Source organism: Demequina muriae (assembly GCF_030418295.1).
GTDB lineage: Bacteria > Actinomycetota > Actinomycetes > Actinomycetales > Demequinaceae > Demequina > Demequina muriae.
The window spans coordinates 1,054,739-1,081,726 of the sequence record NZ_JAUHQA010000001.1; the positions used below are offsets into that span (position 1 = coordinate 1,054,739).

Sequence of the window (26,988 nt, forward strand, 5' to 3'; positions counted from 1 at the left end):
CCGCACTCGGGTCCGGCCGCACTTCGCACCTGAGCCCGACGGCTCCTGTCATCGGCATGGTGCCGCCGGCGTCGTCACGCTCCGCGCCCGCAGTTCACGCAGGTGATGCGCGGCGAGCAGGCAGTGTCACACCCCGCGCGACTGCCCTCGACACGTCACGTCAGCAGCGTCGTCCACACGACGTCCCGTGCTTCGACAGGGCGCTGGAGCAGGTAGCCGGCCGCAGTGTCACACCCAGCATCGATCACTCGTTGCAGCTGCTCCTTCGTCTCGACGCCCTCGGCAGTGACCCGCGCTCCCAAGGAATGCCCGAGCGTGACGATGCCCTCGAGCAGGGAAGTCCCACGCTCCGAAGTGTCATGCGAGACGAAGCTGCGGTCGATCTTCAGCAGGTCCACTGGCATGCTCGCGAGCCGAGCCAGGGATGAGTACCCGGTGCCGAAGTCGTCGATCGCGAGCCCCACTCCCATGTTGTGGATCGCCCGCAGCTCGTCCGCGAACCGCCGCTCGTCGATCAGGCTCGACTCGGTGACTTCGATCCCCAACCGCTCCGCAGGCAGGTTTGCGTCTCGCAAGAGCGACTCGATGCGGTCCGCGAGCCCTGCGGCCGCCAACTGCCGCGGCGAGACGTTCACCCACACTCGCACCTCATCATTGGCACGCCAACGGGCGGCCTGAGTGACGGCCAGGCAGAGGATGCGGTCACCCAAGGCGTGCACGAGGCCCGACTCCTCGGCAACGGGCACGAACACCGCCGGCGAGATGGACCCCCGGGACGGGCTGGTCCACCGGGCCAGCGTCTCGACATCGACCGCGTTTCCCGTGCGCAGGTCGAAGCCCGGCTGGAAGTGGGCCGTCAAGGCGTCCGTGGTCAGCGCAGCACGGAGTTGCTGCTCAAGGTCCACTCGCTCGACGGCCCGCGCATGGAGTGCGTCATCAAACCATGCCGACTGGTCGCGGCCCTCCCCTTTCGCGCGGTAGAGGGCGGCGTCGGCGTCTCTGAGCAAGCGTCCGATGTCGGCGCCGCCGCTCGGCGTCGCGGCGAGGCCGATGCTCGCGGTGACGATCAGGGAGTTGCCGTCCACCTCGACAGGGTGGCGCGCGATCGCCAGGATGCGCTCGGCGAACGCATTGGAGTCCTCCGCGGCACGGCCCAGCAGGGTGACCGCGAACTCGTCCCCCCCGAGCCGCGCCAAGAGCGCATCCGGGCCGGCGATCATGCGGAGCCGGTCGGCGAAGACCTGGAGCACCCGGTCGCCCACCACGTGCCCGAGTGTGTCGTTCACCAGCTTGAAGTTGTCCAGGTCTGCCAGGAGCAGGCACACGCGCACATCGCCCGCGCCAACGGCATCGCGCAGAGCGTCCGCCAGCCCAGAGCGGTTGAGCAGACCAGTGAGGTCGTCTGCCGCCGCCCTCACCGCCAGCTGAACGCGAGTCTGCTCCGCGGCGGCGAGAGCGGCCTCGGCGACGGCGCGAGCGGACTGCTCCGCCTCGAGGAGCCGCTCGCGTTCGGCCGCCACCGCATAGCGATCGCCGACGTCGAGGAAGTAGACCGCGACTCCGCCAGCGTCGAGCGGGTAGGCGCGCACCTCGCATCGCAAACCGGTGCCCAGGTAGTACCCCTCAAAGGTTGAAGCCCGACCCGTACCGATCACATGCTCGTACTCGCGCTGGAAGACCGTGCCTCGCGCCGTGGGGAAGACATCCCACAGGTTCCTGCCGAGCACATCCGCGCGCTCGACCTTGAGCAGCCGTTCCGCCTCGCGATTGATGAAGGTGATGTTCCAGTCGCCGTCGACCGCCCAGTACGCGTCACTGATCGAGTCCAGCATCTGTACGACGACGTCGGCATAGGCCTTCTGGCGCGCTGCGTCTTCGAGTGCTGCGTCAACAGCCGAGGCGTCGTCGAACAGCACGTATGTCCAGGGTTGCCCCTCGTGAAGGAAGATCGCCGAGGACACGTCTGCTGTCAGCGTGGATCCATCCCCGCGAACGAAGCGCAGGCGCCCCCGGAAGGATCCCTGCTCACTCCGGGTCGCCACGGCCGAACCCCACCGGTCGTCGGTCGGATCGGCAAGGCCCGCGCGTCCGAGCGCCTGGATCTCGGCCTCATCCCACCGGAGCAGTTGACAGGCCGCCGGGTTGGCGGCGGCGATACGTCCATCAGGAGTGGTGAACATGACGCCGTGGACCGAGCGCTCGAACGGGGCCATGCGCTTCGCGAGATCCGCCGTCACTGCATCGGGCTCAAGAGCGCGCGCGTGACCGTCGGGCGTATCGCCGGCCCTGTCAGCACGTACGTTGTGCGTTTGCTCCATCCCAAGGCCACTGTAGGCAATCCTGTGGCTCGGCGATCAGCGTTTGAGGAGGCGCGCCATGCCGGATTTTTCACACTGGGCCGCAGAGCGTCGAGTTCACGAAGTGGGGATCGAGCGAGGAGAGCCCGGAGACATCCGCGTAGGATTCTGGGGCGGGGCCTCTAGCTCAGCTGGTAGAGCAGCGGACTTTTAATCCGTAGGTCGTGGGTTCGAGCCCCACGGGGCCCACCCTCGAGAGGTGCGCGAAATCCATCTGCGGCAGGTCGTCGCGGTGGGGATGGATGCGGCCCATCGCATCCACCAACGCGGCGCATCCCAGCTCGGCGGCTTGCGCCGCGCGGTCCTGCTCGCCGTCGCCGCTCATCGTGTGAACCTTTCGTCGAGGGGGCGCGCGCTGTCGTGATCGTGTCTCTGGTGGCGGTGGTCCCATCGACCGGGGTCGCACTCAAGCGCGTCCCTGTCCCAGCCGCCGTTCTTGGCAGCGGCACGGTAGGAGGCGTGCAGGAACTCCGACACCGCCTGGTCTGGATCCTCGGCCGTCGCCACGGCCTCGTAGGGCAGCAGGAATTGACCGTTGTCGACGCTGTAGTACGCACCATCGGGGCCGATCGGATGGTCGGCGAAGCCGTCGGGTTCGGGATAGGCATACGCGTAGAACGCGCCCTCCTCTCCCCCGCCGGGCCAGAAGCCACAGCTAAAGAGCTCACGCGAGTAGCCCTCGACCATGACCCAATCGCCCACGTTCGGAGCCCCACCCGGGTGCACGGGTGCGCCGCGTCCCGAGAACCGGGTGCAGGCGAGATCCATCGCCCCCCAGAAGAAGTGGACGGGGCTGACCTTGCCGAGAAAGTGCGACCGGAACTCCTCGATCACCCGGTGCGCCTGCATCAGCTGTTCCCAGAACAGGCGCGCCGCGGCCGGGTCGTAAGAACAGTGCTCGGTGTCGTCGGCGAAAGGGATCGCAGGGTGCACCTCGTTCGGCGTCGCGGAGATCTCCGCTTCGATGCCCAACTCGTGCAGCGCCTTCAAGGCCTGCGCGTGAAAGACCGACACGGGCTTCGCTTCAAGGCGGATGGTGCGAGCGTCGCCGTCACTCGTGCGCATGCGGAGCTCGTGGTCGATGAAGTCGAACTCGATGTCGAACAGCCGGCGACCGGCAGGGATGCTCCCGGTGCTCAGCCCGCGCGGGGTCACATAGAGGGTCACGTGCCACCAGTGATTCATCAGCGGTGCGCTCACCAGACGCACCTTGCCCACGATCTGCGTCCACATGTGAAGCGTGTCTCGCGTCGCCGTCCAGTCAGCGACCTTGAGCCGTGGCCAGGACTGATCCTGCGCCGCCATCTCCGTGCTCATACCGTCTACCTCCGACTCACCGGTACTCGGGGTTCTGCTGATGCGGTGAGCAGCCAGCGTCCCACTCGCTCCGACGGTTTCCGTACGCAGGGAAGCCCCCTGCGACCTTCAGCATCGCCGCCAGGTGGAGGAGGTTGTACGTCATGAACGTGGTGTTGCGATTGGTGAAGTCATTCTCCGGTCCGCCTGAACCGGGGTCGAGATAGCCCGGGCCGGGGCCCGCGGCCCCGATCCACCCAGCGTCGGCCTGCGGCGGGATCGTGAAACCAAGATGCTGCATGCTGTAGAGCACGTTCATCGCGCAGTGCTTGACCCCGTCCTCGTTCCCGGTGATCACGCAACCCCCGACCTGGCCGTAGTAGGCGTACTGGCCCGTGTCGTTCAAGAGCGCCGAACTTGAGTAGAGCCGCTCGATGACCAGCTTCATGACCGAGCTGTTGTCACCGAGCCAGATGGGGCCTGCCAGCACGAGGATGTCGGCGGCGAGGACTTGTCGGTAGAGCTCGGGCCAGTCGTCCGCATCCTCGCCGTGCTCGGTCATGTCCGGCCACACGCCCGGTGCGATGTCGAGGTCGATCGCCCGCACCGCGTCGACCTGCACGCCGTGGTCGCGCATGATGGCGCTGCTGACCCGGAGGAGGCCGTCCGTGTGGCTCGGCTCCGGCGAGCGCTTCAAGGTCGCATTGATGAAGAGCGCCTTGAGCCCCCCAAAACTCGGCGTAGACCGGTCATCCTCGCTCGTGGTGCTCATCCTCTATGTGCCTCTCTCCATACCGGTGGCCGCACGGGACATTGCGGTGCGCTGAAGTCGGGCACACCGCATGACCCTGGGACCGTTCGCTGTGTCTCGGCCATTCCAGACCATGTGCCAGGCACACGGTCAAGCGCTGTCGTCGTGGGCTGCGGAGGCTGCCATCTCTGTCGAGCCGGTATCCGCATCGAACTCCGCCAAGACGAGCGCTGCGGTGCTGGTGAATCCTGCGGCGAGCACGAGAAGCAGCGAGGGGATGAAGAACGGCGGAGAGGGAACCCATCCCCCCAGGGCCCACGGGAGGACCGCCGACACCAGCACCCCGACAGCGGTCGCCCACTCGTTGACCTTGAGATCTCGAGAGTTGCCCGGGCCGTCTGGCCGAAGCACATGCCTGACGGTGCTGACCGTCGTCGTGACGAGGACACCAGTCAGGGCGATGAACGTGACGGCACCCCACACGGGCTCGAGCGCCGCAAAGGCCAGTGCAACGAGCATCGGGATCGAATAGGCCGCGAAGATCCACCGCATCCCGGAACGCCAGTAGTCGTCGACTGCCGCGGAGGGGCCGGGCCGACGGTGCGTGTCCGACCCGATGTAGAAGACGGCGGCGACGGTGAAGGTTCCCAGCAAGGTCGCGGCGATGCTCGCGAGCGCAAGGAAGGTGTCCGGATCCGTATCCTTCACCTCGCCTCCTCTCGGCCACCCCATCGTCCATCGGTGTCCTCGCCATCGATCTCACACCATGTGCCAAGCACAGGGTCAAGGTGCAGAGCTTCAGAGCGCATGGCTGACACCACCGCACGCTGAAGTTCTCGTGTGAGGATTGTTCGCATGGCTCTCACGCGCGTCTGCGTCTTCGCCGGGTCGAGTCCGGGCGCTGACCCTCGCTAGGTACAAGCAGCCGCTGCGCTCGGCACCCTGGTCGCGCATCGGGGCATCGGGGTGGTCTATGGCGGCGGAAGCGTGGGGCTGATGGGTGTGGTCGCCGATGCTGCGCTGGCAGCTGGCAGCTGGCGGCGAGGTGATCGGAGTCCTGCCCCAAGCACTCGACCGTCGCGACATCGCCGAGTGGGGGTGGTTCCGCTGGGATGACCTGCCGCCAGAGCTCTTCGCCCCTATCCGCGCGCTCCGCGCCACTGGCTGGTCTCCGTCACCATAGGTCCAAGAGACCTGGCAGCAGTCCGCGGGGCTCACTCGTCATATGCACAGGAACGGGCAGACGCCCGGCAAGAAGGGGTACGAGTGCCGAACGACATCCTCGACAACGTCGCCCTCGTCATCGCGGCGGCGGCGGTCGCTGCGGTGGCGCTTGCCTTCGCGGGGTTCATCGGCGCGCGGCATGGCCGCGGGACCCGATCGGTGCTGTGGACCGCGCTCGTGCTCTGGCTGCTGGTGATCGCCGTCGCCACCCTCGGCTCCACGGTGTCGTCGCACTACACGGGTCCGCGAGGGTTGAGCCTGGTCCCCGGACAGGAGATTGAACGCGGGCTTGCCAACGAGCGCGGCTCCAACCCGTGGCTCAACCTGGTGGGCAACGTCGCCCTGTTCATGCCGTTCGGATTCCTCGCTGCGTGCCTGGTGAGGGCGCCATTCATTGGCCGCGTGGCGACCGCGTTCATCTTCGGCCTCACGCTGTCGGCCTCGATCGAGATCGCGCAGTACGTGCTGGGCCGGGTCGCCGACATCGACGACGTGATCCTCAACACGAGCGGCGCGCTCGCCGGAGGCGTCGTGGGCGCGCTGGTGGCGGTGGTCACGCTGCGATCGCGCAGAGTCCGAGCAGACTGACCCGGTGCGACGCGGACCGTGCGGCGCCATCGCGCGTGGCAGCATCTCGGCCTCGATCGAGCACTCCGGCGAGCTCAGCATCGGCGACGCTCGCGTGGTCCTGCGCACGTATGAGCGCTACAGCGTCACTGGCAGCAATCGAGTCACGCTGTCCGTGACCATCCTCGCCGTGGGCGATCGCTTGGAGGTCGCGCTCACCACGTCCGGCGGCAGCGAGGCCTTGTTCTTCACGATCAACACGTTCGGTGAGAGCGCCTTCATGGACAAGGCGGTCGAGGCGATCGACACCTTCGCGTGAGAGGGCCGACGCCCGCGCCCGCCGCTCCCGCTCAGAGGACGGTGCCTGAGGCGCGAATCACTGCCTGACCGCCGCAGTGGTCCGCGAGCGCGGTCGCCACGCCGAAGCCCAGCTTCGACGGGTCGACCGCCACCACCCCTTCGGTCCAGTAGCGCGCTCCCCCGGGCAGGTTCCGCGCCTCGATGCCCAACACGCGCGACAGGTCTCCGTCGTACTCGATCATCTTGGGCACGGCGATCACGACGGCGAGATCGCCTTCCTCGAAGAACACCGATGCGGTCGCTCCGTCAGGAGACGGCAGCGTCACCATCGACGCATCACACGCGTCCGCGTAGAACGCGAGCAGCTCGGCGTTCGGACTCTCGCGCGTCAGCAGCACCACGTCGGCGTAGATCGTCCCGGTCATCGCAGGTCCTCCTGCTCTCGCGGCTCGGCGACACCCGCGGCGGCCCGCACCCGGTCCACACCGGCGACGCTCACCAGCTGTGCGATCTCGTCCCACGAGCCGTCCGGCCGGGGCTCGAAGCTCACCACCACGGACGGCAGCTTGCCGCTCCCGGCCTGCTCCACGCGATGAGCGGCGGCGGCCGTGGTGATGTCCAGAGCGAGCAGATGCACCGCTCGCGGTCCTACCAGCATCGCCAACGGAACGGGAGGCGCGGCGCGACCAGGGCGTTGCATCAGGTCGGGCCAACCGGGCGTCGCGGACACGGTCCCCTGCAGGGGCATGCGCACGTTGTCGGCGACCGCGCGCAGTGCGGAGCGAGCGCGCTCCGTCAAGGCGGGCAGCGCATCGGCCGCACTGACGACGCCGGGAACCGCGGCGATCCCGGACACCGTCTCCTCCACGCCCGTGTCCGTGCGTCGCACGGACACCGTCGCCTGGAAGCGGCCCTTCGCGCCCACGATGAACACCCGGGCGATCCCCGGCATGCGGACGCGGGCGTGCGCCGTCACGGTGGACCGGTCCCAGCGCAGCAGCGCCGGCTCGTGCACATTCCACGCGGCCGGCTCGTCGTCGGCGAGGGACTCGGCGAGCACCTCGGCCACGCCTCCGATCACCAGCGCGTCACTCGCCGCATGGTGCACCGACACCGAGAAACCCGCCAGCATCACCGGGGGCGATTCGAGCGGGTCAACCCCGATCACCTCACCGCGACGCTCGGGCCTCACGGGATCGGTGGCGTACTCCCACCGCATCCCTGTGAACGGCGAGCGCACCGTGCCGTCGGGCATCGCGTGCAGCCACCGGCCCTCCATCATCTCGATGATGTAGCGCGCCGCAAACGTCATGCGGGTCTGCGGCGGAGTCACCACGACCGGCCGCAGACCGATCGCCGCGGCGCGGCTCAGCACATCCGCAGTTCCCTCGCTGAAGTACACCGGATCGGACCGCACATCCATCACCACCGCACGATCCGTGACGGCGCGCACCAACGGGTGCGCCGCGAGGTCGGGGGCAGGGTACGGGCTCGACGTCTCCACGGGTCAGCCTCGGTGCACGATCTGCATCAGGCGCGGCGCCTCGGCACGGCGGACGATGCGCGCGCGGCCTGGGATCGCCGGAGTCGCGTAGACGCCGGGCCACAGCGCACCCTCGGAGCGCTCACCGGACAGCAGCAGTCCGGTCGCCCCCACGTCGCGCACCGTCTGCAGCGATGAATCGAATAGCGCGCGCGAGGCGCCGGCCACGGGACGGGTGAGGATCACCGACAGGCCCAGATCCCGCGCCTGCGGCAGGAAGGGCAGCAGCGGCTCCAGCGGCGACGTGCCACCGGCGGAAAGGATGTCGAAGTCGTCGGCGATGACGAACACCCGCATCGTCGACGGGGACTCACCGTCGCGGCGCTTGGCCATCTCGAGCGCGACGGCCGCCGCGAGCTCCCTGGCGCGCGGACCGTTCGTCGCATGACCGCCCAGATAGTCGTCGTGAATCGTGGACGCGAGCGCGCCGCGCGGCTCCATGAGGGCGATCACGACCTCGTCCGGGCCGTGGCGCTCCGTGATGCCCGCAAGAATCTGACGCAGGGCCATCGACTTGCCCGACCCCGGATCGCCGAGCACCAGCAGGTGCGGATCGCGGCCCGCGAAGTCCAGCAGCTCGGGAGCCATCGTGTCCTGGCGCAGGCCGAGAGGCACGCGATCGGGCTCGTCGAACACCGACGGCAGGCTCGCGGGGTCGAGCGACTCCGGCAGCAGGCGGATGGGGGCGGCGGATGGTCCCTGCCAGTCCGCGGCAGTGCGCTCAGCGAGAGCGGAGAGCGCCTCGCCGGAGTCCTCGTCGGGGCCGTTGTCGATGCGAGGCAGCGCGACCTGAGCGAAGAGCTTGTCCGGGGTGAGCGCTCGCCCGGGCACCTTGATGGTCTCCGAGAGTTTACGGGCGATCGTCGACTCAGTGGGGTCGTTGAGCCGCAGTTCGTACTTGTTGCCGATGAGCGGCTGGTGGCGCATGGTGACCTCGGCCCAGCGCGTCAGGGACATGACGATGTGGATGCCGAACGAGCCGCCGCGGGTGAGCAGGTCGCCCATGGGGGCCTCGAGCTGCTCGAAGTCGGAGCGGATCAGTCCGTAGCCGTCCACGATCAGTACGACGTCGGGCGAGACCACGCCTGGCAATGACCCGCTCGAGTGCAGCGACCGGAAGTGCGCAAGCGACTCGATGCGCATGTCGCGGAACATCTGCTCGCGTTGCGCCAGCATCGCGTGCAGCTCCTCGAGCAGGCGGATGTGCTGCTCGGTCCGGTGACGCGTCACCACGCCGCCCACGTGAGGGAACCCCTCGAGTCGGGCGAGGCCCGCACCGGCGAGGTCAAGTCCGTACATGGTGACCTGGGTGGGCGTATGAGTCGTCGCGATGCCCGCGGCGACCGCGCGCAGGAACGTGGTGCGCCCGGACTGCGGGGCGCCGATCACGGCGTGGTGCCCGCCGGAGCGGTCGAGGTCGATGCGCCACGGTCCCTGGAACTGGCGCGCCGGGTCATCGATCAGGCCGATGGGCACCGACAACGGGTCGCGGTGGTGGCTGTCGAGCACCTCGAACAGCGGGAGGCGATCCGGCAGCGGCGGGAGCCACACGCTCGCAACGGAAGCCACGCCCGGGCGCAGCCTGCTGACCGCCTCATCGATCAGGGCCGGACGGTCCTGGTGGCCCACGTCCGCGCTGGTGCCCGCCCCGTCGTCCGTGCCCGCGAGCGCAGCGCTCAGGGTGTTGAACGGCGGCATCTCCACCGCGTACGCCGGCTCGTCCTCGTCCTGGGCGACGGGCCCCGGCGTGGGACCGGAGACGTAGCCGGAGCGGAACCGGGTGTAGACGGTGGTGTCGACCTTGAGGAAGCCCCAGCCCGGCTCGGGCGGGAGGTGGAACGCGTCGACGGTGTTCAGCACCACCTGCGACTCGGACTCCGAGAACGTGCGCAGGCCAATGCGGTAGGACAGGTAGGTATCGAGCCCGCGCAGCTTGCCGGACTCGATGCGCTGGCTGGACAGCAGCATGTGCACGCCGATCGAGCGGCCGATGCGACCGATGGTGAGCAGCAGGTCGACGAACTCCGGCTCGGCCGTCAGCAGCTCGCCGAACTCGTCGATCACCACGAACAGGTGAGGCATCGGCGGCAGCGCGGGGTTGTCGGCGCGCACGCGGCGGTACTCGGTGATGGACGCGAGGGAACCCGCCTCCTTGAGTTGACGCTGGCGTCGCACCACCTCGCCGGCGATCGATGCGCGGGCGCGCTCGACCAGGCCGGCCTCACCTTCGAGGTTGTCAATCAGTCCGGACACGTGCGGCAGGCGGGCCAGTGGCGCGAAGGCTGCGCCGCCCTTGTAGTCCACGAGGATCATCGCGAGGTCGTCGGGGCTGTGCGTCGCGGCGAGCCCCAGCACGAACGTGCGCAGGAACTCGGACTTGCCGGAGCCGGTCGCGCCGATGCAGATGCCGTGCGGCCCCATGCCGCCCTGAGCACCTTCCTTGATGTCGATCTCGAGCGCTCGGCCCAGGTCGTCGGTGCCGACGGGCACGCGCAGGAACTGCGGTCCCGACTGGGTGCGCCACGCCGCGGGGCTGAGCTCCTCGATGCTGCCGATGCCCAGCAGGTCGAGCGGCCCGATCGCGCCGGCCGTAGCGCCTTCGGAGCGCGACACCGTGCTGAGGCGCAGCGGGCACAGCGCCGCCGCGAGCGACGTGAACGTGGCGGGGTCGATGAGGTCGGCACGGCCATCGACGGCGGGCACGTCGGGGTCCTCGAAGGTCTCCATACGGACCGTGGGACCGGCGACGCCCTCCCCCACGGTGATGCGCAGGTCCGTGTTCGACGGTTCGTCGAGGCGGTCCTCCACCAGCGCGATGTGCACGAACCCGAGCTCGCGCGCGGGCAGGCTCACGCCGGGCACCGCAAGTGCGGGCGTGGCGGAGTCGCGGTAGTCCTCGATCATCAGCACCGTGGCGTGCGGAGACGGCTCGTTCGCGCGCCGCCCGGTGGCGTGGGAGTAGCGGTCCGCGAGATCGTCCGCCATGACGGCGCACACCTCCCGCACGCTGGAGCCGATGCGGCGTGCCTGCATCGGCCCGTCCCAGGTGCCATCCACGCTCACGTGGGGCAGCAGGTCGAGCCCTGACCATGCGCGCGCCTGCGCCTGGTCCACCACCAGACCCAGGGCGACGTCGTCGGGGGCGTGAAGGGACGCCACCTGGGCGATGAGGCTGCGGGCCACTGCCCGCCCGGCGTCGCGCGGGGCGACGATGCTCACGCACGTCGCGGAGGCCAGGCTCGCCACGAGCGGCATGCCGCCGACACCGCTGTAGGCCTCGCAGACCTGGCCGCCGGCCGCAGTCATGATCGGGTCGTAGGGCTGCACCGGGTTGGGATCCTCGGGCAGCGACAGCCCGAACCACGGCACCACGGCCTCGCCGATGCGCACACGCAGGAAGTCCTCGTGCGAGCGGCGGCGCTCCCACAGGCGCGCAGGGTTGCGCACCAGATCCGCCAAGGCGGTGGGCGCCGGGTCCAGCAGGTGGGCCTCGCCGCGCACCTCCTCACGCGTGGCACGCACCTCGGCACGCACGCGCTCGAGGTAGTCGAGGTAGCGCTCGCGGGCCTGCCGGCGCTGGCGCACCTGTCGCCCTCGCGACGACACGGCCATGCCCACGCCGCCTACGAGGGCGACCACCAGGATCATCGCCCCCACGATCACCATGACCGGGTTGCCACGGAGCACCACCATCATCGTGATCGACGACATCGAGCCGATGACCGGCAGCAGCGACTGCAGCGGCAGTCCGCCGGGAGGAGCATCCCCGACCGGCGGTGGCGCGGCAAGGGTGCGCGGCTCCGGGCGCTCGAGCGGCCGCGTCTCGCGGGCGGGACGGTTGACGATGCGGGTGGTCATCGTGCCGCCCGCGCGCGCTCGGCCACCATCAGGTCGCCCGCGATCTCCAGCATGCCGATGCGGGTGCTCTGCGATACGCGCGCATACTGCTCGGTCGCGAGGGCCTCGTCGTACGGCAGCACGGTGCTCGCGCGTGGATGACGCCTGCAGATCAGCTGCGGCCACGGCGAACGCGAGCGCTGGCGGTTCACAAACGCTACGGTCGCGGCGGCGCCCTCCGGGTGCGCGGCGAGGGCATCGGCGAGCACCAGGGCCTGCTCCCCCATCACTCGCTCGACGCTGCTCACCAGCAGCACCACGTGGGCTCCCGCCAGGTGTACGTGGGCGCGCAGGGGGTCGCTGAGGTGGCCGCCGTCGACCACCGAGACATCGAAGGCGCGGTCATCGACCGGCGCCAGGGAGCGCCACGCGCCGTGCCACGGCCGCACGTCCCCGGTGACGCCGGGAGGAAGCGTCGCGAGGTCGGTCGTGGTGGGGTGCGGCAGCGCATCGACGTCACCGGCGGCGGCCGATGCGCCAGTGAGCAGCACGCGGCCGCCCCGGTGACGGACCAGGGTGTGCGCGAGCAGGGCGGCCACGGTCGACGCGCCCGTCGCGCGCTCGAGCGAGGTGACGACGATGCGTCGAACGGTCGGCGTGGGCGCGTGGACGTCGCGCACCGCGCGGTCGAGCGTCCGTACCGCCGTGGCCCCGAGCACCGGTGTCACGAGAACACCTCGAGCATGAACCCATAGACGCCGAACAGGCCGATGACGCACGGCACCACGGCGATGGCGCACAGCGCCTCGACGGTGTCGCCCCATCCGCGCAGGCGGATGCGGGTGTGCTCAGGCGGCGTGGCGACCGCGCCCACGATCGCGATCACGGCCGCGACGATTGCCACGGACCACAGCAGCGTGGTCTCGCCGGACATCGCGAGGCCGGCGAAGGTGCCGACGGTGCCCGCCACCCACAGCGCCCACGCCTGGCGCGCGAGCGCCATGACGCGCGTGCGCAGCAGCGTCACGATCACCAGCGCCGCCGCGACCAGCTGCGGCCACAGCTCGCCCGTCGACAACAGCACGAACGCCGATGCGCCGGTGGCGACGGCCAGCGCGACCACTGACCAGGTCATCACCGCATACGCGGACTCCACGCCGAGCGCCACCGTGGCGCGCGCCGGGCGCGTGCCCGCATCGGCCGCATCGTCCAGACGTGTCAGCCCTGACACCGCAAGCGCGACCGAGGGGACCGCGCCCAGGCCCAGCAGGGCGACGACGCCGACGATGGCGAAGGTCTCTGCCGCATCGGCCCCGAGCAGCAACGGCGCCAGCGCGCCCGCCGACAGGAGCGCACCCACCAGCGAACCCACCCCTGCGCCCAGGTGCCGCCCGCCCCAGCCGCTGCCGAGACCGAGCGAGAGCCAGACGAGCACTGCCGCTGCGGTGGCGGTGACGAGCAGGTCGCCCGTGGCATCGGCCCACTCAGGGATCAGGGGCGCGACGGCGACCGCCGAGCCCACGGCAAGTCCGGTCATCACGGCCCGCAGCACCGCATGGCCCATGAGCCCTGCCACCACGGCGGTGATCATGACGAGCGCCCAGACGGTGACCGGCAGCCACGTCGCCTCAGCACGCGCGGCGCTCAGTCCGGCGAAGGCCGCGAGCGCTCCCCCGCTGGAGGCGACGGCGATGCGGTGCGCCTGGGACCAGCCACGAGTCAGCGCCGTGCGCTCCTGGGCCACCGCATCCGTCACGTCCGTCACCTCGGGGGGCGCGGGGACATCGGCCGAGCGCACCAGCCGCAGCTGCGCGCCGTCGATCAGCCCCAGGTCTCCGAGGCTCAGCGCGGTGTCGATCTCGCGACCGGCCACATCCACCAGCGCGAGCCGGGCGACACCGTGCGGCTCGCTCACCACGTCCGCGATGGTCGCCACGTGACCGGCCAGCGGCTCGTCGGCGGGCACGACCATGCTGGCCTTCTGCACCGTGCCGATGACCAGCAGCCTCGTATACGTCCTCATTGCGTGATTCCACCCTTGACTATCTGCGGCACTTCGTATGGCTGGGCGGAGACGGCATTCGCCTCGTTCTGCGCCTGCCGATCCGCCATGAACTTTGAGACGAACGAGACTCCCGCGCACACCGCAACGGCGACGGCGCCCACCACGATGCCGATGAGCACGCGCTTGTGCAGGGCGCTCAGACGGCGGCGCGAGTCGAGCCCCCCGTGGATGAGGGCCGCAGCCAGGCGTTCGCGGCGTTCGCGCGCCGTCTCGACGATCGCGAGGTCCTTGTCGTTCATGCGCTGCCTCCCTGCGAGAACGTCAGCTGGTGATCGCCCAGGGTCACCGCGTCGTCCAGTCCGAGCGGCGCCGGGGCGTGGGGCAGCAGGTCGGTGCGAGCGCCGTCGGCACTCACGATGGCGCTGCCGTTGGTCGACCCCAGGTCCGTCGCGACCAGCGTGCCGTCGCTCTCGACCGAGAGGCGCAGGTGATTCTTCGACAGGGTGCGAGTGAGGTCGGTGACCTCGATGGTGCTCTGACCGTCCGCCTCGGCGACGGGTCGCCTGCCCACGATGGCCGTGCCGGTGAGGACATGACGCGACTGGCCGTCGACCGTCACCCGGACGGGGCCGCCGTGGCTGCGAGGAGAAGCCTCGGTGTCTGCCAGCTGCATGCCGGGAGGGAGCACCGGGAGGCCCGTCGCGTCGGCCTTCGGCACGGGGGCCGGGCCTCGCTGGTCCTCGCCTGCGCTCGGGGCCGACTCGATCGCTGGCGCCGCGCGCAGTGCGGCCGATGCGGGGGTCGAGACGTCTGCGATGCGGGGCTGTCGCGGGCCCCGGATCGGGTCAGGGTCGGAGAGCACGACGGGGTCGAGGCGCACATCGACGGGGTGGCGCCGTCCGCGCGTCGCGGCGACCCAGGTGGGCGGCATCGGCACGAGCCTGCCGAAACCCAAGGGGGCATCGTCCGTGCGCGCGAGCAGGCTGATTCCCGCCACCCGCCAGGCGAGGCCATGCCCGGCACGCATCCACCATGCGAAGTCGAGCGTCAACGCCGAGCCCGTGGCCACCAGCGTGGCAACCCCGGCACCCGTGCCGCCCAGGGCGAAGCCGGACGTCACGACAGCACCCGCGACGAGCACCTGGACGAGGGCGAGAATCACGCCCGCCGCGATCTGCGCCCCTCCGGCCGGCTCCGCGCGCGCGAGAGGAGTCGCCACGGGGTCCACGGCGCGAGAGGTCGTCGTCATGGAGGCGGATGACCCTTTCGATTGGCGTCAGCCCTGATGGTAGTGAGTGTCATCAGACAAAATGAACGGAAGTGTGAAGTTCTGGACATGTCCTTCTCTTCCCTTTCGAGGCAGGCTAGTGTCGTGGCCGAGTGTTGATCAATCGGGAGGAGTCGGCATGAAGTTCGCAATGGGGTCGGACACGCTGGGTCAGTTGACCAAGCGCACCCAGACGTCTGGCGAGGACCTGGGGGCGCTCGTGCGTCAGCTGGGTGAGGCCGCGGCTCCGCTGGAGGGCCGCTTCAACGGCTCGGCACGCGCCGCGTTCGACCAGTTCAAGGCCAACACGGACCAGATCTCCGTCGAGCTCTCCAGCGCACTGCAGGCCGTGCTGGCCGGCGTCGCGGGAATGGACCGCTCATTCCAGGAGTCGGAGTCCGAAATGGCTGACCAGACTCGCTCCACGCAGGGATCGGTGTCGTTCGACGCGGCCCGCTTCTCGTCGGGTTCTTAAGGTTCAGGGGGAATCACCATGGCTGGAAACGTTGCTGACCGCCGCGACTACGACGTCGCCGCATCGCAGAATGCGCAGGACAACTTCAACAAGATCGCCGCTCAGCTCGAGTCGCTGATCGAGGCTCGCGACGCCGATGTGCGCGCTGCGATGTCGGACTACTCCGCCGACGGGGTCTCGGATGACTACGCCGCCAAGGAGCTGCGGTGGAAGAACGCCGCCGCCCAGGTGCGTCAGATCATCGACACCCTGCGCACGTCGCTCGAGCGTTCCGACGAGACCGCACAGTCCGCGATCAACAAGGCCAAGACCGCCGTCTCCAACATCGGCTGAGTTCGTACGAGGGCCGCGCGCGTTGAGGCGCGCCCGGATGCACGGGGGGTATGAGTGAACGGCTGGCGTGTCGAGTTGGTGAGCCTCCAGCAGGCTCTCACTTCAGCGTCCGAGGGGGCGAACGCCGTGGCGTCCGCTGTCGCATCGTCCGACGGGACACTGTCGCCGGCGCTGGGTGAGCAGTGCGTGGACGTGCTGTCCCGGTCCACCGGCTTTGACGGTGTGGTCATGGAGTCCGTATCCGGGTTCCTCACCGACCAGCTCACCAACAGGGTGAGCACGGCCCTGGGCCAGTACTCCACGGCGCTGGAGTCCACCGCCCTCGCAGCGGAGGCGATCCGAGCCGGCGACGAGACCCAGGCGACCGAGATCGCGACGTCGATGGGCAGCACGGGCATGGGCGGAGCGCCGTGACCGCGGTCAGCGCCGAGCAGTGCGTGGCGTCTGACGGCCTCATCCAGCCCGACAAGATCCCCGGGGCCGCCTCGAGTGACAACACCGGCGGTCAGCTCAACGCCGCCGCCATCACGGATGCGTGTCAGCAGGCGCGCCACGTCGCCTCACAGGTCCGCACCGGTGTGTCCGACGTCTCCACCGCGTGGACGGCCGTCCCCGCCGCGTTCGAGATGCCCGGCGCCGAGCCCGTGCACAATGCGATGACGGCCCCCGGGACCTCGCTGGTGACCTTCGCCGCCAACCTCGACACGATGGCGCGTGCGCTGGAGGACTTCGCGGGCGAGATCGAGCCCCTGCGCATCAGCTTCGATGAGGTGCGGACCCGCGCCCAGGAGTTCGTGGACTCCCTGGAGCCCGGCAACAAGGTGTGGATGCGTGCATCGTCGACCACCGCGTATCAATGGGACGGCAACGCCTCCGCGCACATGAGCTACAGCGCGTCGACGTACGGCACCGGGTCCTACTCCACGTCCTACAACGCGTCGACGTACGGCACCAACGGCGCGGCGTCCACTGAGTCGGAGTGGTACTCCGAGTGGGATGCCGTCGCGTACCTGCGCGGACGCGGCGAGACCGCACGAGTCTCGGGAGGAACGGTCGAGATCCTCGTGTCGTGGCTCGAATCCGGCGAGCACGTGGGCCGCAACAACGACTTGATGGACGAGGTCGCGGACCTGTACGCCCGGCTCCACTCGGCGGAAGTCGACTGTGCCAACCGCATCAATGCGCTGCGTGAGGACGCGTGCGTCGCACCGCTCGAGGCCGTCGAGGCGTGGCAGCTCAAGCAGGACGGCGTGGAGCTGCCGTGGGGGTCACGGGTCGAGGAGAAGCGCAACTGCGGCGAGCAGGTGGGCCACGGCTTCTACGAGTTCGGCAAGGGCACCGTCGAGGGCCTGGGATCGCTGATCTCCTACAACTACATGACCGGTGAATGGGGTGACGGCGAACACTTCAAGCAGTCCTGGGCCGGCATCGGCGACATCGTGGTGTCAATCTCCACGCTGACCGGTGGGCCGCTCGGCTTCATCAACCTCGCGGTCAACGGCCCCGACGCCTACTCCGACTCCCTCGAGACGGTCACCGAGCTCGGCAAGTCGCTGGTCGCGTGGGACACCTGGGAAGACGCCCCCGCACAGGCCGCGACTGAGACGATCCTGAACATCGGCACCGCGTTCATCCCCGTGGGCGGATGGGCACTGGCCGGCGCGAAGGGCCTGTCCGCGGCTGCCGGCGCCACCCGTATCGCGTCCGCTCTGACCAAGCTCGACAACCTTGGACCGGCCGTCCTGGCCCGCCTCGGTGGGGGCGGCTTCAAGATCGACATGGACGTCAACGTCAACATCGACGCACCACCCATCCGGGTGGACGCCGACGCACCGACTATTAGGCCCGACGCTGACGCCCCTCGCGTTGACGCCGACGCAACCACCAACCCCGGCGGGCTCGCAGACGACGCCGCACGTGCAGGCGACGACTCCGGGCCGTCCACTGCTGCCGGCAAGCCCGACGACAGCCCCAGCAGTCCTGGGAGTGACGCCGCCGACGACGCAGTGCGCGCAGGCGATGACACCAGCGCTCCCGATGCCGCTGACACGGCTAACGCGGGCGGCGCCGTCGATGACGCCGCCTATTCGGGAGGTGGCGACGGACCAGGACCCGGCTCCCCTAGCGAACTGACAGTTGACGGTCACAACGGTCACACCTACGACGAGTTGGTTCGCGAGCGCATTGAGAGCGGGGAATGGCAGGACCCCGGCACCCGGCCTGCGTGGACGGACGACGTCTCGAGGGGCGAGTCCTTCTTCGGTGAGGCCGCGCTCGAGTTCTTCGAGGGCCAAGACGTGACCCTGGGAGCTAAGGGCCGGGTTGCGTTCCTGATGCCCGCCGACGACGGAGCCAGAATTGTCGACGCCCGATCTGCTGCGATCCTCACGGGTATGGCGCCCTCAGTCGAGCGCGCTGCCCTGGAAGGTGGTCGCCTGTTCGGCATCAACGTACCGCTGGACGGTCTCGAATTGAGAGTGCCAACCTTTCACGATGCCGGTGGGAACATTCACTTCGTTCCAGGAGGCTTCACGGCGGTCAAACAAGATGGCCTCTTCTATACGAATCCCACGCGAGAAGCAGTCGTTGATGGCGGAATGCCGTTACCAAGGGGTACCGCCTTGTTCGAAGTGATGCCAGATGGCACGAGGACCGTCATGAGGGTGTTCCAATGACCGAAGGGTCGGGTTGCGATCGCTGCACTACCGGCTGGTACGTGGGCGATAGAGCACCGTACGTGTTCAAAGGGAGAGTCGTGTCTTTGCAAAGCGACTTCTACCGCTGCCGACACTGTGGGACGTGGTGGCAAGACACTCCCCTCGGCCGCCCTGCAGCCGTCGACGAGAAATATGCGAACGACGCGATGCGGGAAGGCGAGTAAATGACGACAGAATCTTCAGACACCGAGCTCGAGCGGCTCATTGCCGCGGCGCCAGAGGACGACGCCTCTCGAGTGCGGCTCATGCGCGAGGTAGTGAGGTCAGTGCTGGTACTTCCCAGCGCGAGTGCCGCTACGACTCTTGCGGACATCACGCCGGTCATGTTCCCTCCTGCAGCCCACCCGAGCCCAGCGGTATTCACGACAGCCGAGGGTGCCGGAAAGGTGGCGCACGCAGCCCCGTACCAACTCACGATCACTGGGTTCGACCTCGTCGTATACCTGGCGCCCGAGCAAGGGCTCGCCGTCGTCGGTCGGCAGGGTGTGGTCGTACTCGAACCCGAGCTCCTGGCGTCCGTGCGAGCGGATCTACTGCAGCAGGGTCAGCCGGAGGGGAAGGACTGACCCCGTTGCGCGAGATTAGTAGTGGAATGCAACAGAGGATGCACGACGTCGGGCACAAACCCAAACGGGCCCTCGAAAACGAACTCGTGACGCCGGAAGTCTTCGATGCGCTGGTGCTGCGATGACCGGGATCGTGATCTCGCCACTGATGATGGGCCTGATCGAGGATGCGAAGTTCGAGTGGGCGCTGTCGGCCGACGGGATGCAGTTCGATATAGGACCCGGCCTGTGGAGCATTCACGACCGCTGGGTCATGCACCCGGATGGAAGCGTTGACCGGTACTCGAAGAACGAGCGCGCGGACGGCTATACGCGCCACGAACAGTTCTCGTCATGGACCTACGCGGAGCGATGGATGGCCCAGTTGGTGGGATTCAGCGCCCGGCGCGGCCCGATCGTGATGATCTCGAGTTTCGTCGAGGATCTCGATCCCCGGTGCAGCATCACCCAAGTCGACGGTGTCACCGGTCTGATTGTCAATGGCGAGCTCGCCATGCAACACGTGTCACCGTCAGACGCCGCCTACGCCTCCCACATCCTGCCCGAGGACATCAATGACATCGTCGCGTCGTTCCGGCATCCGGAAGGCAAGCCTCTGTACGGCATCACGTCCATCCCACTGCCGGAACGCCGCTCGTGACTGATCCCGCCGCCCAAGCTAGGGAACGGCAGGCGGAGTGGGCTCGTCGCACGTCCGTGTCGACGATTCCCGCGCGCTTGCAGGGACTACTTGGTTCCTACCTCAATGACGAGGTGACGACGGTATCCGTGGTGGGTGCGTTCACAACCCAGCACTCGTACGTTGCGCTCGACCTGCACCATCCCTCGGGTCGGGACTCGGGCCCGAGCGGGCCGATGGACCGGCACCAGGCGCCCCCGCCAATCGGTGAGCTTCTCATGCAGCTTCGACGCACCTGCTATGAACGGGAAATGGGCACCTGGTTCCAGATTCAAGCGTGGCTCGAACCCGGACAAGAACTCGACATCATGGTGAACGACCTGAGTGAACCCGCCGTGACGGACCCACCCATGACTGACCTGGAGTGGCAAGCCGAATGGTTCACGCATCGGCGCGCCGACGAGCACCTGCCACCGTGGTGGCACGCCAAGCTCTACCCCCAGGCGCCCCAGAGCCAATGATCGCCCCGAAGTGCGCATCGGCCCGACGCCGTGCTTCGCACGCCAGGCAATCGGAACCATCATCCGAGTGGGAGGCCGCGGAGCATCTGCGTGGTCGCGGCGAGACCGCGCGAGTGTCCGGCGGGCTCGCGGACGTCGCAGGCAAGGGCATGAGCGTGAAGGAACTGATCCGGTTGCAGGTGCTGTCCGAGGTGAAGCCGACGGCGGCATCATGAACACCGAGGTGCTGACTGCGCTATCCGCCTGGGCCGCGCAAGCGGGCTACCGGCGCCTCGTCGACGACAGTTCCGTCGTTATCGCTGACGAAGGCGGCGAGATCCGTTTCTACGTCCGCAATGAGGATGGTCAGTGGATGCTGTCGCGGGCCGAACGCGCAGAAGACGAGACGGTTCTCATGGTCGCCACGGAACTGCCCGACATTGAGCGGCACCTTGCTGAGCAGATCGGTTGGGACGTACGGTCCCAACTGGGCTTGGCCCAGATCCTTCTCCCGTACGAAATCGATGACCTAGCAGATGGATACCGCATCAATGAGGTCGGCGACGGGTGGGCCGAACTCGTCGACTCGACAACCGGCCACGCGGTGGCGTGTTTCCTTCACACCAGCGTGCCCTATCGAGCAGTGCGTTTCTCCTGGTACGCGGATACGCCACCAGAGACCTTGCGCACCTGGTTCACGGACCCTCGCGGGGGACCACGGCTCCAGCGCTTTCTCGCCGGTGAATGACAGCACGCGTGCGGCCACCGCAATCGACGCGGTGCGCGCAGGCAACGACGAGGATCCAGCGAAGGGCCGCACCTACATCGAGTTCACCACGCCAGATGCTCACGTGCTCGACACTCCCTACTCGCCCCAGTTCAGCGGCGACGTTGAGATGGGCCAACCCTTCGCCGACAGCGGCTTCACCCTCAACAAGGACAGCGTGTGGCGCCCGGAGTATCACGTCCCCGATGACGCGCTCCCGATGAGCCTCAATGAGGGCGCGAAGCTCTGGCAGGTCGGACCCAACGGACCCGAGCTCGTGGCTGTTTGGGACAGTCGACTGGCCTCATTCGTGCGGGAAGGACCATAGTGAGGCGTCCTGCATACCCCAATGGCCAGTTCGTCATTATCGATGGTGAGGAGTTTCCCGTGGGCCGCGACCGCAGCGGCCGCTACTGCGCGTGGTCAGAACACGCGCACCCCGGCTTTGTTGCTGGGCGCCACCACATGTTCGACTACTGGGTATCGGACAACGAGTGGTTGGAGTGCGTCGATTACCGCAACCACGGCACGTATCGGGGCATCGCCGTGCATGTCAGTCCAAACGGCATCGGCACGCTCGTGATCACCCCCGCTCGCGAATCCAATGGGTCCAGGGCGCCCGATGACGTGCTGGAGGAGGCAGGGTTCGAGTGGGACGGACGGCCCGGGGAGCCATGGATCAAGATCGTGGAGCCCGACGATCCTGACATGGAAGTCGTCACTACCCGCGCCCCGATCGATCCGCCGTGGATCAAGAATGGAGAGGCGCCTTCGTGACGTTCATGGTGAAAGCAGTCACAGGTGCGCGCGCCCGATCTTTGGTTGAGGCTGGCATCCCCTGGCTGGGCGGCTATGTCGTGCGGGGCCAGGATCTCGCGCCGGGAATGACTGTCGCGGACCTGCATAGCGAACTCGGACTCGCGTTCCCAGGGTCGCCCTTCAATGCCGAGGCGCCTTCAGTGGACATCCTGCGCATCCCGATCACGGGTGCCATGCAACTGTCCAGCCCAGGTGGAGACAAGCCCAGTGACCTGCCACCGTTCGCAGACCATTCGCCGTTGTCTGGAACGGGGTTCGTGGAGTCAGCCTCAGGCTTCGTGCCCTACTGGTGGATGAGCCCATCTCCCATCCCCGCAGGTACAACGCTGTGGCGCGTCAATGCCGACGGCTCGGAGGAGCAGCTGGCCACCTATGGCCACGTCGCGCTGGGGTGGGTTGGTCCCACGCAGCAGCAGCAACTGCGCCCCACCCCCGTGCGATTTCCCGAGATCGTCGGCACCTGGGCCACCATCCGCGGTGAACGGATGCTCGCTGACATTCTTCCCGACGGCTCTGTGGTGATCTGCTCTCCCACGGAGCGCTCCGACATGCGGGCGTCACCACGGGGGCTTTGGTGGACAACAGTCGCTCGCGATCAGGTCGATTCGCTCGACGTGGTCCGATTGCACGGCACCTGGCGTGGTCGCCGTGTGCAAGTGGTGGGCATGGAAGGCGCGGAAGGAGGGCCGGTCGCTCAGATGGTCTATGTGGGCCAAGACGTGCATGACGCCGAATCTCTCCGGCTCGCCAAGACCGACGCTGGGGTTTACGAGGCCGTCGTCCCCGTCTCGGAGCTCGCCGACCTCGCCGAGACGCACACAGCCCTCCCCTGAGATCCGACGGGACCTTAGTCACGATCATCGATATTCAGGAGTTCGTCGCGCAAAGCGGGGCGCCGGCGCCGCCTGGATCCAGGGCGATGCGTCTATCCTCGCGTGGATGGGAAGTGGATGGGAATACGAAGGGCTGTTCCAGCTTGGGAACTGACCAATGGGGTTGCGAGATCTGCAGGCGTGAACTCCTCACACTGGGGTTCGACCGAGTCGCGTTGGTGCGCGAAGCTCACACTACCTACTTGCGCGTTTACCAGTGCGGCGCCTGTGGCCAATGGTACGAATGGGATCTCAGCGGGCGAATCTACGACCGGTCGCCTGAGCAAGCCAAAGCATCTATCACGCGCATCGAGGAGGGCCTATGACAACTCCCTCTCCCCAGGAAGTATTGAACACGCTCATGGACGCCCGTGCCTCGGAGGAGGGCACCCGTGTTGCCATGGGCCGCCTGTTTCTCGAGATCACTGTCGCCGTGCCGTCGACTGGCGACCCAGCAAAGCCGGGCGGCTTCACGCCACTGATGGTGGAGCGCGACACGCACGACTGCGTTGTCACCCTCACCTCGAAACTCGCGCTTCAACGATCACAGTCGGTCGTTCCGTACGCTCTCGAGATGACGGGCGCAGCCTTGATCTCGTCATTGCAGCCGCATCTTGGAGTCCTGGTCGAGAATGGGACATCGTCGTTCGTCCTGACGCCTGCGTTTGTCGCATATCTGCGCAACGAAGGAAGCCCGAGTATCCCTGGTCAAGGGTGAAGATCCCAGGTGCACCATCACAGATGACGGCGGCGTCGCCGGCCTGATCGTCAATGGAGAGCTCGCGATGCAGCACGCGGCGCGATACAACGCCGCCTTTGCCTCTCACGTCTTGACCGAGGATGTCGGAGACATTGTCGCCTCGTTCCGGCATCCGGAAGGCAAGCCTCTGTTCGGCATCACGCCCATCCCGCTACCGGAACACCGGCCGTGACCGCCCACGTCACCCGAACGCTCAACCCACCCCCACCACGCAGAAGGCTCGCCCCCACCACCAGCGGAACTGGCGGCGAGAGGCGAGCCTTGAGAGCGGGCGTCAGGCCTTGGCGGTCGAGCTTCGCGACTTCTTCGCGCGCAGCCACCAGTAGATGGACGTGACCGCGAAGAGGATCAGGCCGATGAGGGCGAGCCACAGCAGCGCCTCGACCACGAAGCCGATGACGGCGATAGCAGCGAACGCGATGAGCAGAACGATGATGAGTGTCTTCATGCCTCGTATCAACGTCGTCACGCGGGAACCCATTCCATGCGCCGCTCAGGTCACGCTCACCAGCACCCCTCTCGCGGGAGTAATCTCTGGAGAAGACAGCGGCCGTCGTCACCTCCCCCCGGTGCCGACGGCCGTTGTCGCGCCGGCCTCTCACCCGAAGGTGAACGAGTACGCCTCCACCCCGTCGGAGAGCGTGACGTCGAGCACATGCTGCCCCTCGGTCACCGCCTCCACCAGGCCATACGATCGCGGCGTGCCGTCCACCTCGAGGGTGCGCATCTCACCACCATCGAGACTCACCGTGACGGTGCCGGAGCCTGCCAGCACCATCCGCACCTGCGAGGCATGGAAGTTCAGCCTCACCCTTGCATCGGCCGATGCGGGGGTCGCGTATTGCGTCTCCAGCACCCAGTCTCCGGAGAGCGCGAAGGAGTCGTCGGGCTGCGCGTCCGGGAACGCGTACGTGCCCTCGCCCGGCGCGTAGCGGCCCTCGCCGCCGTAGTTCACGTCCTTGGATGTGCCGAGGAAAGTCTCCTGCGTGGTCGACCCGACATCGGGAGTGACGTCCTCAACGTCGGTGTCGCCTGGCAGGTCAACGTCAGGGTTCGCGTCGCGCAGCAACTCACGGATGAGCCCCTCGGTCGCCTCGTAGTTGCCCTCGCCGAGCGCGATGTGGCGCACGGTGCCCTCGGCGTCGATCAGGTAGTGCGCAGGCCAGTAGCGATTGCGGTAGTTGGTCCACGTCGACAGGTTGTTGTCGATCGCCACGGGGTAGGTGATGCCGAAGTCCTCGGCGCCGGCGCGCACGTTGCCCGGGTCCTTCTCGAACGCGTACTCGGGAGAGTGGACGCCGATGACGTTCAGCCCCAGGTCTCCGTACGCCTCGTTCCACGCGACCGTGTGGGGAATCGAACGCTGGCAGTTGATGCACGAGTAGGCCCAGAAGTCGACGAGCACCACCTCTCCGCGCAGGTCCTCGAGCTCGATGGCGTCGTTGTCGGGGGTGTTGAACCACTCCTCGATGCCCTTGATGCTGGGCGCGGTGCCGCAGCTCTCCAGCTCGGTCGCGCCGTTCGTGCACCGGTCGAGGTCCTTGTTCTCGTCGTTGATCAGCCCGCCGAGGTCGAGAGCGCGCTGGGCACTCTCGTTGTCGGTGAGGTCGCGCTGGATGCCGGCCGTGTAGTCGGGCACGAGCCGCTGCAGGGTCTGGGGAAGGTTGAAGGCGAGGCCGATCGCCAGCGCGATCATCGCGACGCCGGCGGTGATGCGCAGCCCGCGCTCGCGACGGCGGAACGCCTTGACGCGCTCCGCGACGCGGCGGCCGGCGAGAGCGAAGAACAGCAGCGGGACGGCGACGCCGATCGCGAAGGAGATCGTGAGCAGCACGGTCCCCCACCCGATCTGACCGGTCGATCCGGCGACGATGATCGCCGCGAGCACCGGTCCGGCGCACGGCACGAAGACCGCACCGAGAGCGAGGCCGACACCGAAGCCGCCGCGGTTGTTCTCGACGCGTCGCTGCGGGACCCATGTGAACGCGCGCTCGAGCAGGTGCTCGAACCGCGGCACGATGAGCCCGAGCCCGATCGCGACCAGCACTGCCATCGCGACCCACCGAATGATGTCCTGCGGCAGATTCAGCGCGCCGAGGATCAGCGATCCCACGAGCGTGACGAGCGTGAAGCTCGTCACGAGCCCCGCGATGACGAGGAAGGGGCGCCAGCGCGAGACCGACGCAACTGCCGCATCGGACCGTGCCGGATTAACTGCCGAGCGCACTCTGACCGCCGCACCACCGGTGCGCGCGACGCCCCCAGGCCCGATGGCGTCGATCTGAGGAATGCTCGATCCCTGCGAGGTCCGCGCCGACTGCGCGCCGCCCGTGAGGAAGATGACCGGCAGCACCGGCAGGATGCACGGCGAGATGCCGGTGATGAGGCCGCCGAGCAGCCCGATGATGACAAGTTCCATGTCCGTGACCTTCCTAGTCGTCGCGGCAGGTTCGCTCGGGAATGGGTCACGGATTGGACGGCCGATGCGGTCGCCGACGTTTCTCGACATCGCACCAATCCGCCCGGCGAGGCCGCGCGAACTCGGGGTGTCGCCGCACCAGCGGCGGGCGCTCCTCGGGGCGCTGAACCCATGGCCCGGACGCTCGGGCTCAGTACAACGGAGGCAGTCATGCTCACAGCCAAGACGAAGTTCTCGACAGGGCTCGCGCTCGCGGTGGCCAGCACGTTCGTGCTGTCCGCCTGCTCCGCGTCCGACGACGACGCGATGGACCCGGCGATGTCGGAGACCCCCGCGATGACCGAGGAGTCGCCCGAGCCGGCGATGTCCGAGGACGCGATGGAGGACGACATGGCGATGGACCCGGCCGCGAACCTCGTGGGCCCGGCCTGCATGGCCTACGCGGAAGAGGTGCCCGACGGCGCCGGCTCGATCCAGGGAATGTCGCAGGACCCGGTCGCGGTCGCGGCCTCCAACAACCCGATGCTCACCACGCTCGTGTCTGCGGTGAGCGGCGAGCTCAACCCCGACGTGAACCTCGTGGACACGCTGAACGGCGACGAGTTCACCGTGTTCGCCCCCGTGGACGACGCCTTCGCGAAGATCGACGACGAGACCATCGGCGCGCTCCAGGAGGACGCCGAGCTGCTGTCCTCGATCCTGACCTACCACGTGATCCCCGGCCAGATCGAGCCGATGGACATCTCCGGCACCCACACCACGGTGAACGGCGCCGAGCTCGAGGTCATGGGCGAGGGCGACGACTTCACCGTCAACGGCGAGTCCGCCGTGCTGTGCGGCGGAGTCCAGACCGCGAACGCCACCGTCTACCTGATCGACACGGTGCTGATGCCGTAGTCCTGGTCACCGACCTCTCTCCCTGAGGACGCGGCCGCCGACACCCCCGGGTGTCGGCGGCCGCGGTCGTTCCTGCCCGCGCATCGTCGCTCCGGTTG

Annotated in this window: 30 protein-coding genes, 1 tRNA gene and 1 pseudogene; 18 read left to right on the forward strand and 14 right to left on the reverse strand. The window is 68.1% G+C overall.

What is annotated here, in order from left to right; translation table 11 throughout:
• Positions 1-155: 155 nt before the first annotated feature.
• The gene (locus QQX02_RS13430) at positions 156-905 is read right to left on the reverse strand and encodes an EAL domain-containing protein (protein WP_436968521.1); all 750 of its coding nucleotides are present in this window, start codon (positions 903-905) and stop codon (positions 156-158) included.
• A 51-nt stretch (positions 906-956) separates the two neighbouring features.
• Positions 957-2,318: pseudogene (locus QQX02_RS13435) on the reverse strand (diguanylate cyclase domain-containing protein); the annotation flags it as partial.
• Positions 2,319-2,473: 155 nt separating this feature from the next.
• On the opposite strand from QQX02_RS13435, the gene QQX02_RS04890 reads away from it, so the two are divergent.
• Positions 2,474-2,546, forward strand: a tRNA-Lys gene (locus tag QQX02_RS04890).
• 132 nt (positions 2,547-2,678) lie between these two features.
• Here QQX02_RS04890 and QQX02_RS04895 read toward each other — a convergent pair.
• The 3 genes from QQX02_RS04895 to QQX02_RS04905 all read right to left on the reverse strand — a co-directional run bounded on the left by QQX02_RS04895 (position 2,679) and on the right by QQX02_RS04905 (position 5,112).
• Positions 2,679-3,674, reverse strand: a complete 996-nt coding sequence (locus QQX02_RS04895; protein ID WP_301141620.1) for a DUF5996 family protein — start codon at positions 3,672-3,674, stop codon at positions 2,679-2,681.
• Positions 3,675-3,690: 16 nt separating this feature from the next.
• Positions 3,691-4,425 (reverse strand): flavodoxin family protein, encoded by a 735-nt coding sequence (locus QQX02_RS04900; RefSeq protein WP_301141621.1) that lies wholly within the window; start codon positions 4,423-4,425, stop codon positions 3,691-3,693.
• A 129-nt stretch (positions 4,426-4,554) separates the two neighbouring features.
• Positions 4,555-5,112 (reverse strand): hypothetical protein, encoded by a 558-nt coding sequence (locus QQX02_RS04905; protein WP_301141622.1) that lies wholly within the window; start codon positions 5,110-5,112, stop codon positions 4,555-4,557.
• 304 nt (positions 5,113-5,416) lie between these two features.
• Between QQX02_RS04905 and QQX02_RS04910 the strand changes: the two genes are divergently transcribed.
• From QQX02_RS04910 to QQX02_RS04920, 3 genes are all read left to right on the forward strand, one after another.
• Complete coding sequence (locus QQX02_RS04910) at positions 5,417-5,587, forward strand: NUDIX hydrolase (RefSeq protein ID WP_301141623.1); 171 nt, start codon at positions 5,417-5,419, stop codon at positions 5,585-5,587.
• Between the two features lie 83 nt (positions 5,588-5,670).
• Complete coding sequence (locus tag QQX02_RS04915) at positions 5,671-6,216, forward strand: VanZ family protein (protein ID WP_301141624.1); 546 nt, start codon at positions 5,671-5,673, stop codon at positions 6,214-6,216.
• 4 nt (positions 6,217-6,220) lie between these two features.
• Entirely contained in the window at positions 6,221-6,514 is a 294-nt protein-coding gene (locus tag QQX02_RS04920) for a DUF6054 family protein (RefSeq protein ID WP_301141625.1), read from the forward strand.
• Positions 6,515-6,545: 31 nt separating this feature from the next.
• Here QQX02_RS04920 and QQX02_RS04925 read toward each other — a convergent pair whose 3' ends face one another.
• The 7 genes from QQX02_RS04925 to QQX02_RS04955 are packed head-to-tail and all read right to left on the reverse strand — an operon-like array spanning position 6,546 to position 15,129.
• Positions 6,546-6,920, reverse strand: coding sequence for a hypothetical protein (locus tag QQX02_RS04925; protein ID WP_301141626.1), 375 nt, complete (start codon positions 6,918-6,920; stop codon positions 6,546-6,548).
• On the reverse strand, positions 6,917-7,999 hold the full coding sequence (locus tag QQX02_RS04930) for a DUF6177 family protein (RefSeq protein ID WP_301141627.1): 1,083 nt from the start codon (positions 7,997-7,999) through the stop codon (positions 6,917-6,919). The genes QQX02_RS04925 and QQX02_RS04930 overlap by 4 nt, the downstream gene beginning before the upstream one ends.
• A 3-nt stretch (positions 8,000-8,002) precedes the next feature.
• The gene (gene eccCa / locus QQX02_RS04935) at positions 8,003-11,896 is read right to left on the reverse strand and encodes a type VII secretion protein EccCa (protein WP_301141628.1); all 3,894 of its coding nucleotides are present in this window, start codon (positions 11,894-11,896) and stop codon (positions 8,003-8,005) included.
• Positions 11,893-12,603, reverse strand: coding sequence for a P-loop NTPase family protein (locus QQX02_RS04940; protein WP_301141629.1), 711 nt, complete (start codon positions 12,601-12,603; stop codon positions 11,893-11,895). The genes eccCa and QQX02_RS04940 overlap by 4 nt, the downstream gene beginning before the upstream one ends.
• Positions 12,600-13,898: a ubiquitin family protein gene (locus QQX02_RS04945; protein WP_301141630.1), complete on the reverse strand. Its 1,299-nt coding sequence runs from the start codon at positions 13,896-13,898 to the stop codon at positions 12,600-12,602. Before QQX02_RS04945 ends, QQX02_RS04940 begins: the two co-directional genes overlap by 4 nt.
• A complete protein-coding gene (locus QQX02_RS04950) occupies positions 13,895-14,179 on the reverse strand; it encodes a hypothetical protein (protein ID WP_301141631.1) in 285 nt (94 codons plus the stop codon). The genes QQX02_RS04945 and QQX02_RS04950 overlap by 4 nt, the downstream gene beginning before the upstream one ends.
• Positions 14,176-15,129, reverse strand: a complete 954-nt coding sequence (locus QQX02_RS04955; RefSeq protein WP_301141632.1) for an FHA domain-containing protein — start codon at positions 15,127-15,129, stop codon at positions 14,176-14,178. The genes QQX02_RS04950 and QQX02_RS04955 overlap by 4 nt, the downstream gene beginning before the upstream one ends.
• 157 nt (positions 15,130-15,286) lie before the next feature.
• On the opposite strand from QQX02_RS04955, the gene QQX02_RS04960 reads away from it, so the two are divergent.
• The 13 genes from QQX02_RS04960 (at position 15,287) to QQX02_RS05020 (ending at position 23,532) form a co-directional block, all read left to right on the forward strand.
• Positions 15,287-15,622, forward strand: coding sequence for a hypothetical protein (locus QQX02_RS04960; RefSeq protein ID WP_301141633.1), 336 nt, complete (start codon positions 15,287-15,289; stop codon positions 15,620-15,622).
• A gap of 18 nt (positions 15,623-15,640) precedes the next feature.
• Positions 15,641-15,955, forward strand: coding sequence for a pore-forming ESAT-6 family protein (locus QQX02_RS04965; protein ID WP_301141634.1), 315 nt, complete (start codon positions 15,641-15,643; stop codon positions 15,953-15,955).
• A 126-nt stretch (positions 15,956-16,081) separates the two neighbouring features.
• Entirely contained in the window at positions 16,082-16,369 is a 288-nt protein-coding gene (locus QQX02_RS04970) for a hypothetical protein (RefSeq protein ID WP_301141635.1), read from the forward strand.
• Positions 16,366-18,630 carry a hypothetical protein gene (locus QQX02_RS04975; RefSeq protein WP_301141636.1) on the forward strand — a complete coding sequence of 755 codons (2,265 nt, stop codon included), beginning with the start codon at positions 16,366-16,368 and terminating at the stop codon, positions 18,628-18,630. Before QQX02_RS04970 ends, QQX02_RS04975 begins: the two co-directional genes overlap by 4 nt.
• Before the next feature lie 206 nt (positions 18,631-18,836).
• Positions 18,837-19,238, forward strand: a complete 402-nt coding sequence (locus QQX02_RS04980; protein ID WP_301141637.1) for a hypothetical protein — start codon at positions 18,837-18,839, stop codon at positions 19,236-19,238.
• A gap of 121 nt (positions 19,239-19,359) precedes the next feature.
• Positions 19,360-19,878, forward strand: a complete 519-nt coding sequence (locus QQX02_RS04985; protein WP_301141638.1) for a hypothetical protein — start codon at positions 19,360-19,362, stop codon at positions 19,876-19,878.
• A gap of 56 nt (positions 19,879-19,934) precedes the next feature.
• Entirely contained in the window at positions 19,935-20,378 is a 444-nt protein-coding gene (locus tag QQX02_RS04990) for a hypothetical protein (protein WP_301141639.1), read from the forward strand.
• Positions 20,375-20,593, forward strand: coding sequence for a hypothetical protein (locus QQX02_RS04995; protein WP_301141640.1), 219 nt, complete (start codon positions 20,375-20,377; stop codon positions 20,591-20,593). Before QQX02_RS04990 ends, QQX02_RS04995 begins: the two co-directional genes overlap by 4 nt.
• Positions 20,590-21,105 carry an Imm61 family immunity protein gene (locus tag QQX02_RS05000; RefSeq protein ID WP_301141641.1) on the forward strand — a complete coding sequence of 172 codons (516 nt, stop codon included), beginning with the start codon at positions 20,590-20,592 and terminating at the stop codon, positions 21,103-21,105. The genes QQX02_RS04995 and QQX02_RS05000 overlap by 4 nt, the downstream gene beginning before the upstream one ends.
• A complete protein-coding gene (locus tag QQX02_RS05005) occupies positions 21,098-21,451 on the forward strand; it encodes a hypothetical protein (RefSeq protein WP_301141642.1) in 354 nt (117 codons plus the stop codon). The genes QQX02_RS05000 and QQX02_RS05005 overlap by 8 nt, the downstream gene beginning before the upstream one ends.
• Entirely contained in the window at positions 21,451-21,900 is a 450-nt protein-coding gene (locus QQX02_RS05010; RefSeq protein ID WP_301141643.1) for a hypothetical protein, read from the forward strand. The genes QQX02_RS05005 and QQX02_RS05010 overlap by 1 nt, the downstream gene beginning before the upstream one ends.
• Positions 21,901-22,007: 107 nt before the next feature.
• A complete protein-coding gene (locus QQX02_RS05015) occupies positions 22,008-22,775 on the forward strand; it encodes a hypothetical protein (protein WP_301141644.1) in 768 nt (255 codons plus the stop codon).
• 361 nt (positions 22,776-23,136) lie between these two features.
• Positions 23,137-23,532, forward strand: a complete 396-nt coding sequence (locus tag QQX02_RS05020; RefSeq protein WP_301141645.1) for a hypothetical protein — start codon at positions 23,137-23,139, stop codon at positions 23,530-23,532.
• Positions 23,533-23,848: 316 nt separating this feature from the next.
• On the opposite strand, the gene QQX02_RS05025 is transcribed toward QQX02_RS05020, so the two are convergent.
• Positions 23,849-24,022: a hypothetical protein gene (locus QQX02_RS05025; protein WP_301141646.1), complete on the reverse strand. Its 174-nt coding sequence runs from the start codon at positions 24,020-24,022 to the stop codon at positions 23,849-23,851.
• A gap of 150 nt (positions 24,023-24,172) precedes the next feature.
• Entirely contained in the window at positions 24,173-25,993 is a 1,821-nt protein-coding gene (locus QQX02_RS05030; RefSeq protein WP_301141647.1) for a cytochrome c biogenesis protein DipZ, read from the reverse strand.
• A 210-nt stretch (positions 25,994-26,203) separates the two neighbouring features.
• On the opposite strand from QQX02_RS05030, the gene QQX02_RS05035 reads away from it, so the two are divergent.
• Positions 26,204-26,890: a fasciclin domain-containing protein gene (locus tag QQX02_RS05035; RefSeq protein ID WP_301141648.1), complete on the forward strand. Its 687-nt coding sequence runs from the start codon at positions 26,204-26,206 to the stop codon at positions 26,888-26,890.
• The last annotated feature ends 98 nt before the right edge of the window (positions 26,891-26,988 follow it).

What these genes read in the sequence shown, in the direction of transcription:
- QQX02_RS04895 (WP_301141620.1), bottom strand. Translation starts at nt 3,674, where the DNA reads ATGAGCACGGAGATGGCGGCGCAGGATCAGTCCTGGCCACGGCTCAAG.
- QQX02_RS04900 (WP_301141621.1), bottom strand. Translation starts at nt 4,425, where the DNA reads ATGAGCACCACGAGCGAGGATGACCGGTCTACGCCGAGTTTTGGGGGG.
- QQX02_RS04910 (WP_301141623.1), top strand. Translation starts at nt 5,417, where the DNA reads ATGCTGCGCTGGCAGCTGGCAGCTGGCGGCGAGGTGATCGGAGTCCTG.
- QQX02_RS04925 (WP_301141626.1), bottom strand. Translation starts at nt 6,920, where the DNA reads ATGACCGGGACGATCTACGCCGACGTGGTGCTGCTGACGCGCGAGAGT.
- eccCa (WP_301141628.1), bottom strand. Translation starts at nt 11,896, where the DNA reads ATGACCACCCGCATCGTCAACCGTCCCGCCCGCGAGACGCGGCCGCTC.
- QQX02_RS04945 (WP_301141630.1), bottom strand. Translation starts at nt 13,898, where the DNA reads ATGAGGACGTATACGAGGCTGCTGGTCATCGGCACGGTGCAGAAGGCC.
- QQX02_RS04950 (WP_301141631.1), bottom strand. Translation starts at nt 14,179, where the DNA reads ATGAACGACAAGGACCTCGCGATCGTCGAGACGGCGCGCGAACGCCGC.
- QQX02_RS04955 (WP_301141632.1), bottom strand. Translation starts at nt 15,129, where the DNA reads ATGACGACGACCTCTCGCGCCGTGGACCCCGTGGCGACTCCTCTCGCG.
- QQX02_RS04960 (WP_301141633.1), top strand. Translation starts at nt 15,287, where the DNA reads ATGAAGTTCGCAATGGGGTCGGACACGCTGGGTCAGTTGACCAAGCGC.
- QQX02_RS04965 (WP_301141634.1), top strand. Translation starts at nt 15,641, where the DNA reads ATGGCTGGAAACGTTGCTGACCGCCGCGACTACGACGTCGCCGCATCG.
- QQX02_RS04980 (WP_301141637.1), top strand. Translation starts at nt 18,837, where the DNA reads ATGACGACAGAATCTTCAGACACCGAGCTCGAGCGGCTCATTGCCGCG.
- QQX02_RS04985 (WP_301141638.1), top strand. Translation starts at nt 19,360, where the DNA reads ATGACCGGGATCGTGATCTCGCCACTGATGATGGGCCTGATCGAGGAT.
- QQX02_RS04995 (WP_301141640.1), top strand. Translation starts at nt 20,375, where the DNA reads ATGATCGCCCCGAAGTGCGCATCGGCCCGACGCCGTGCTTCGCACGCC.
- QQX02_RS05000 (WP_301141641.1), top strand. Translation starts at nt 20,590, where the DNA reads ATGAACACCGAGGTGCTGACTGCGCTATCCGCCTGGGCCGCGCAAGCG.
- QQX02_RS05015 (WP_301141644.1), top strand. Translation starts at nt 22,008, where the DNA reads ATGACTGTCGCGGACCTGCATAGCGAACTCGGACTCGCGTTCCCAGGG.
- QQX02_RS05020 (WP_301141645.1), top strand. Translation starts at nt 23,137, where the DNA reads ATGACAACTCCCTCTCCCCAGGAAGTATTGAACACGCTCATGGACGCC.
- QQX02_RS05025 (WP_301141646.1), bottom strand. Translation starts at nt 24,022, where the DNA reads ATGAAGACACTCATCATCGTTCTGCTCATCGCGTTCGCTGCTATCGCC.
- QQX02_RS05030 (WP_301141647.1), bottom strand. Translation starts at nt 25,993, where the DNA reads ATGGAACTTGTCATCATCGGGCTGCTCGGCGGCCTCATCACCGGCATC.
- QQX02_RS05035 (WP_301141648.1), top strand. Translation starts at nt 26,204, where the DNA reads ATGCTCACAGCCAAGACGAAGTTCTCGACAGGGCTCGCGCTCGCGGTG.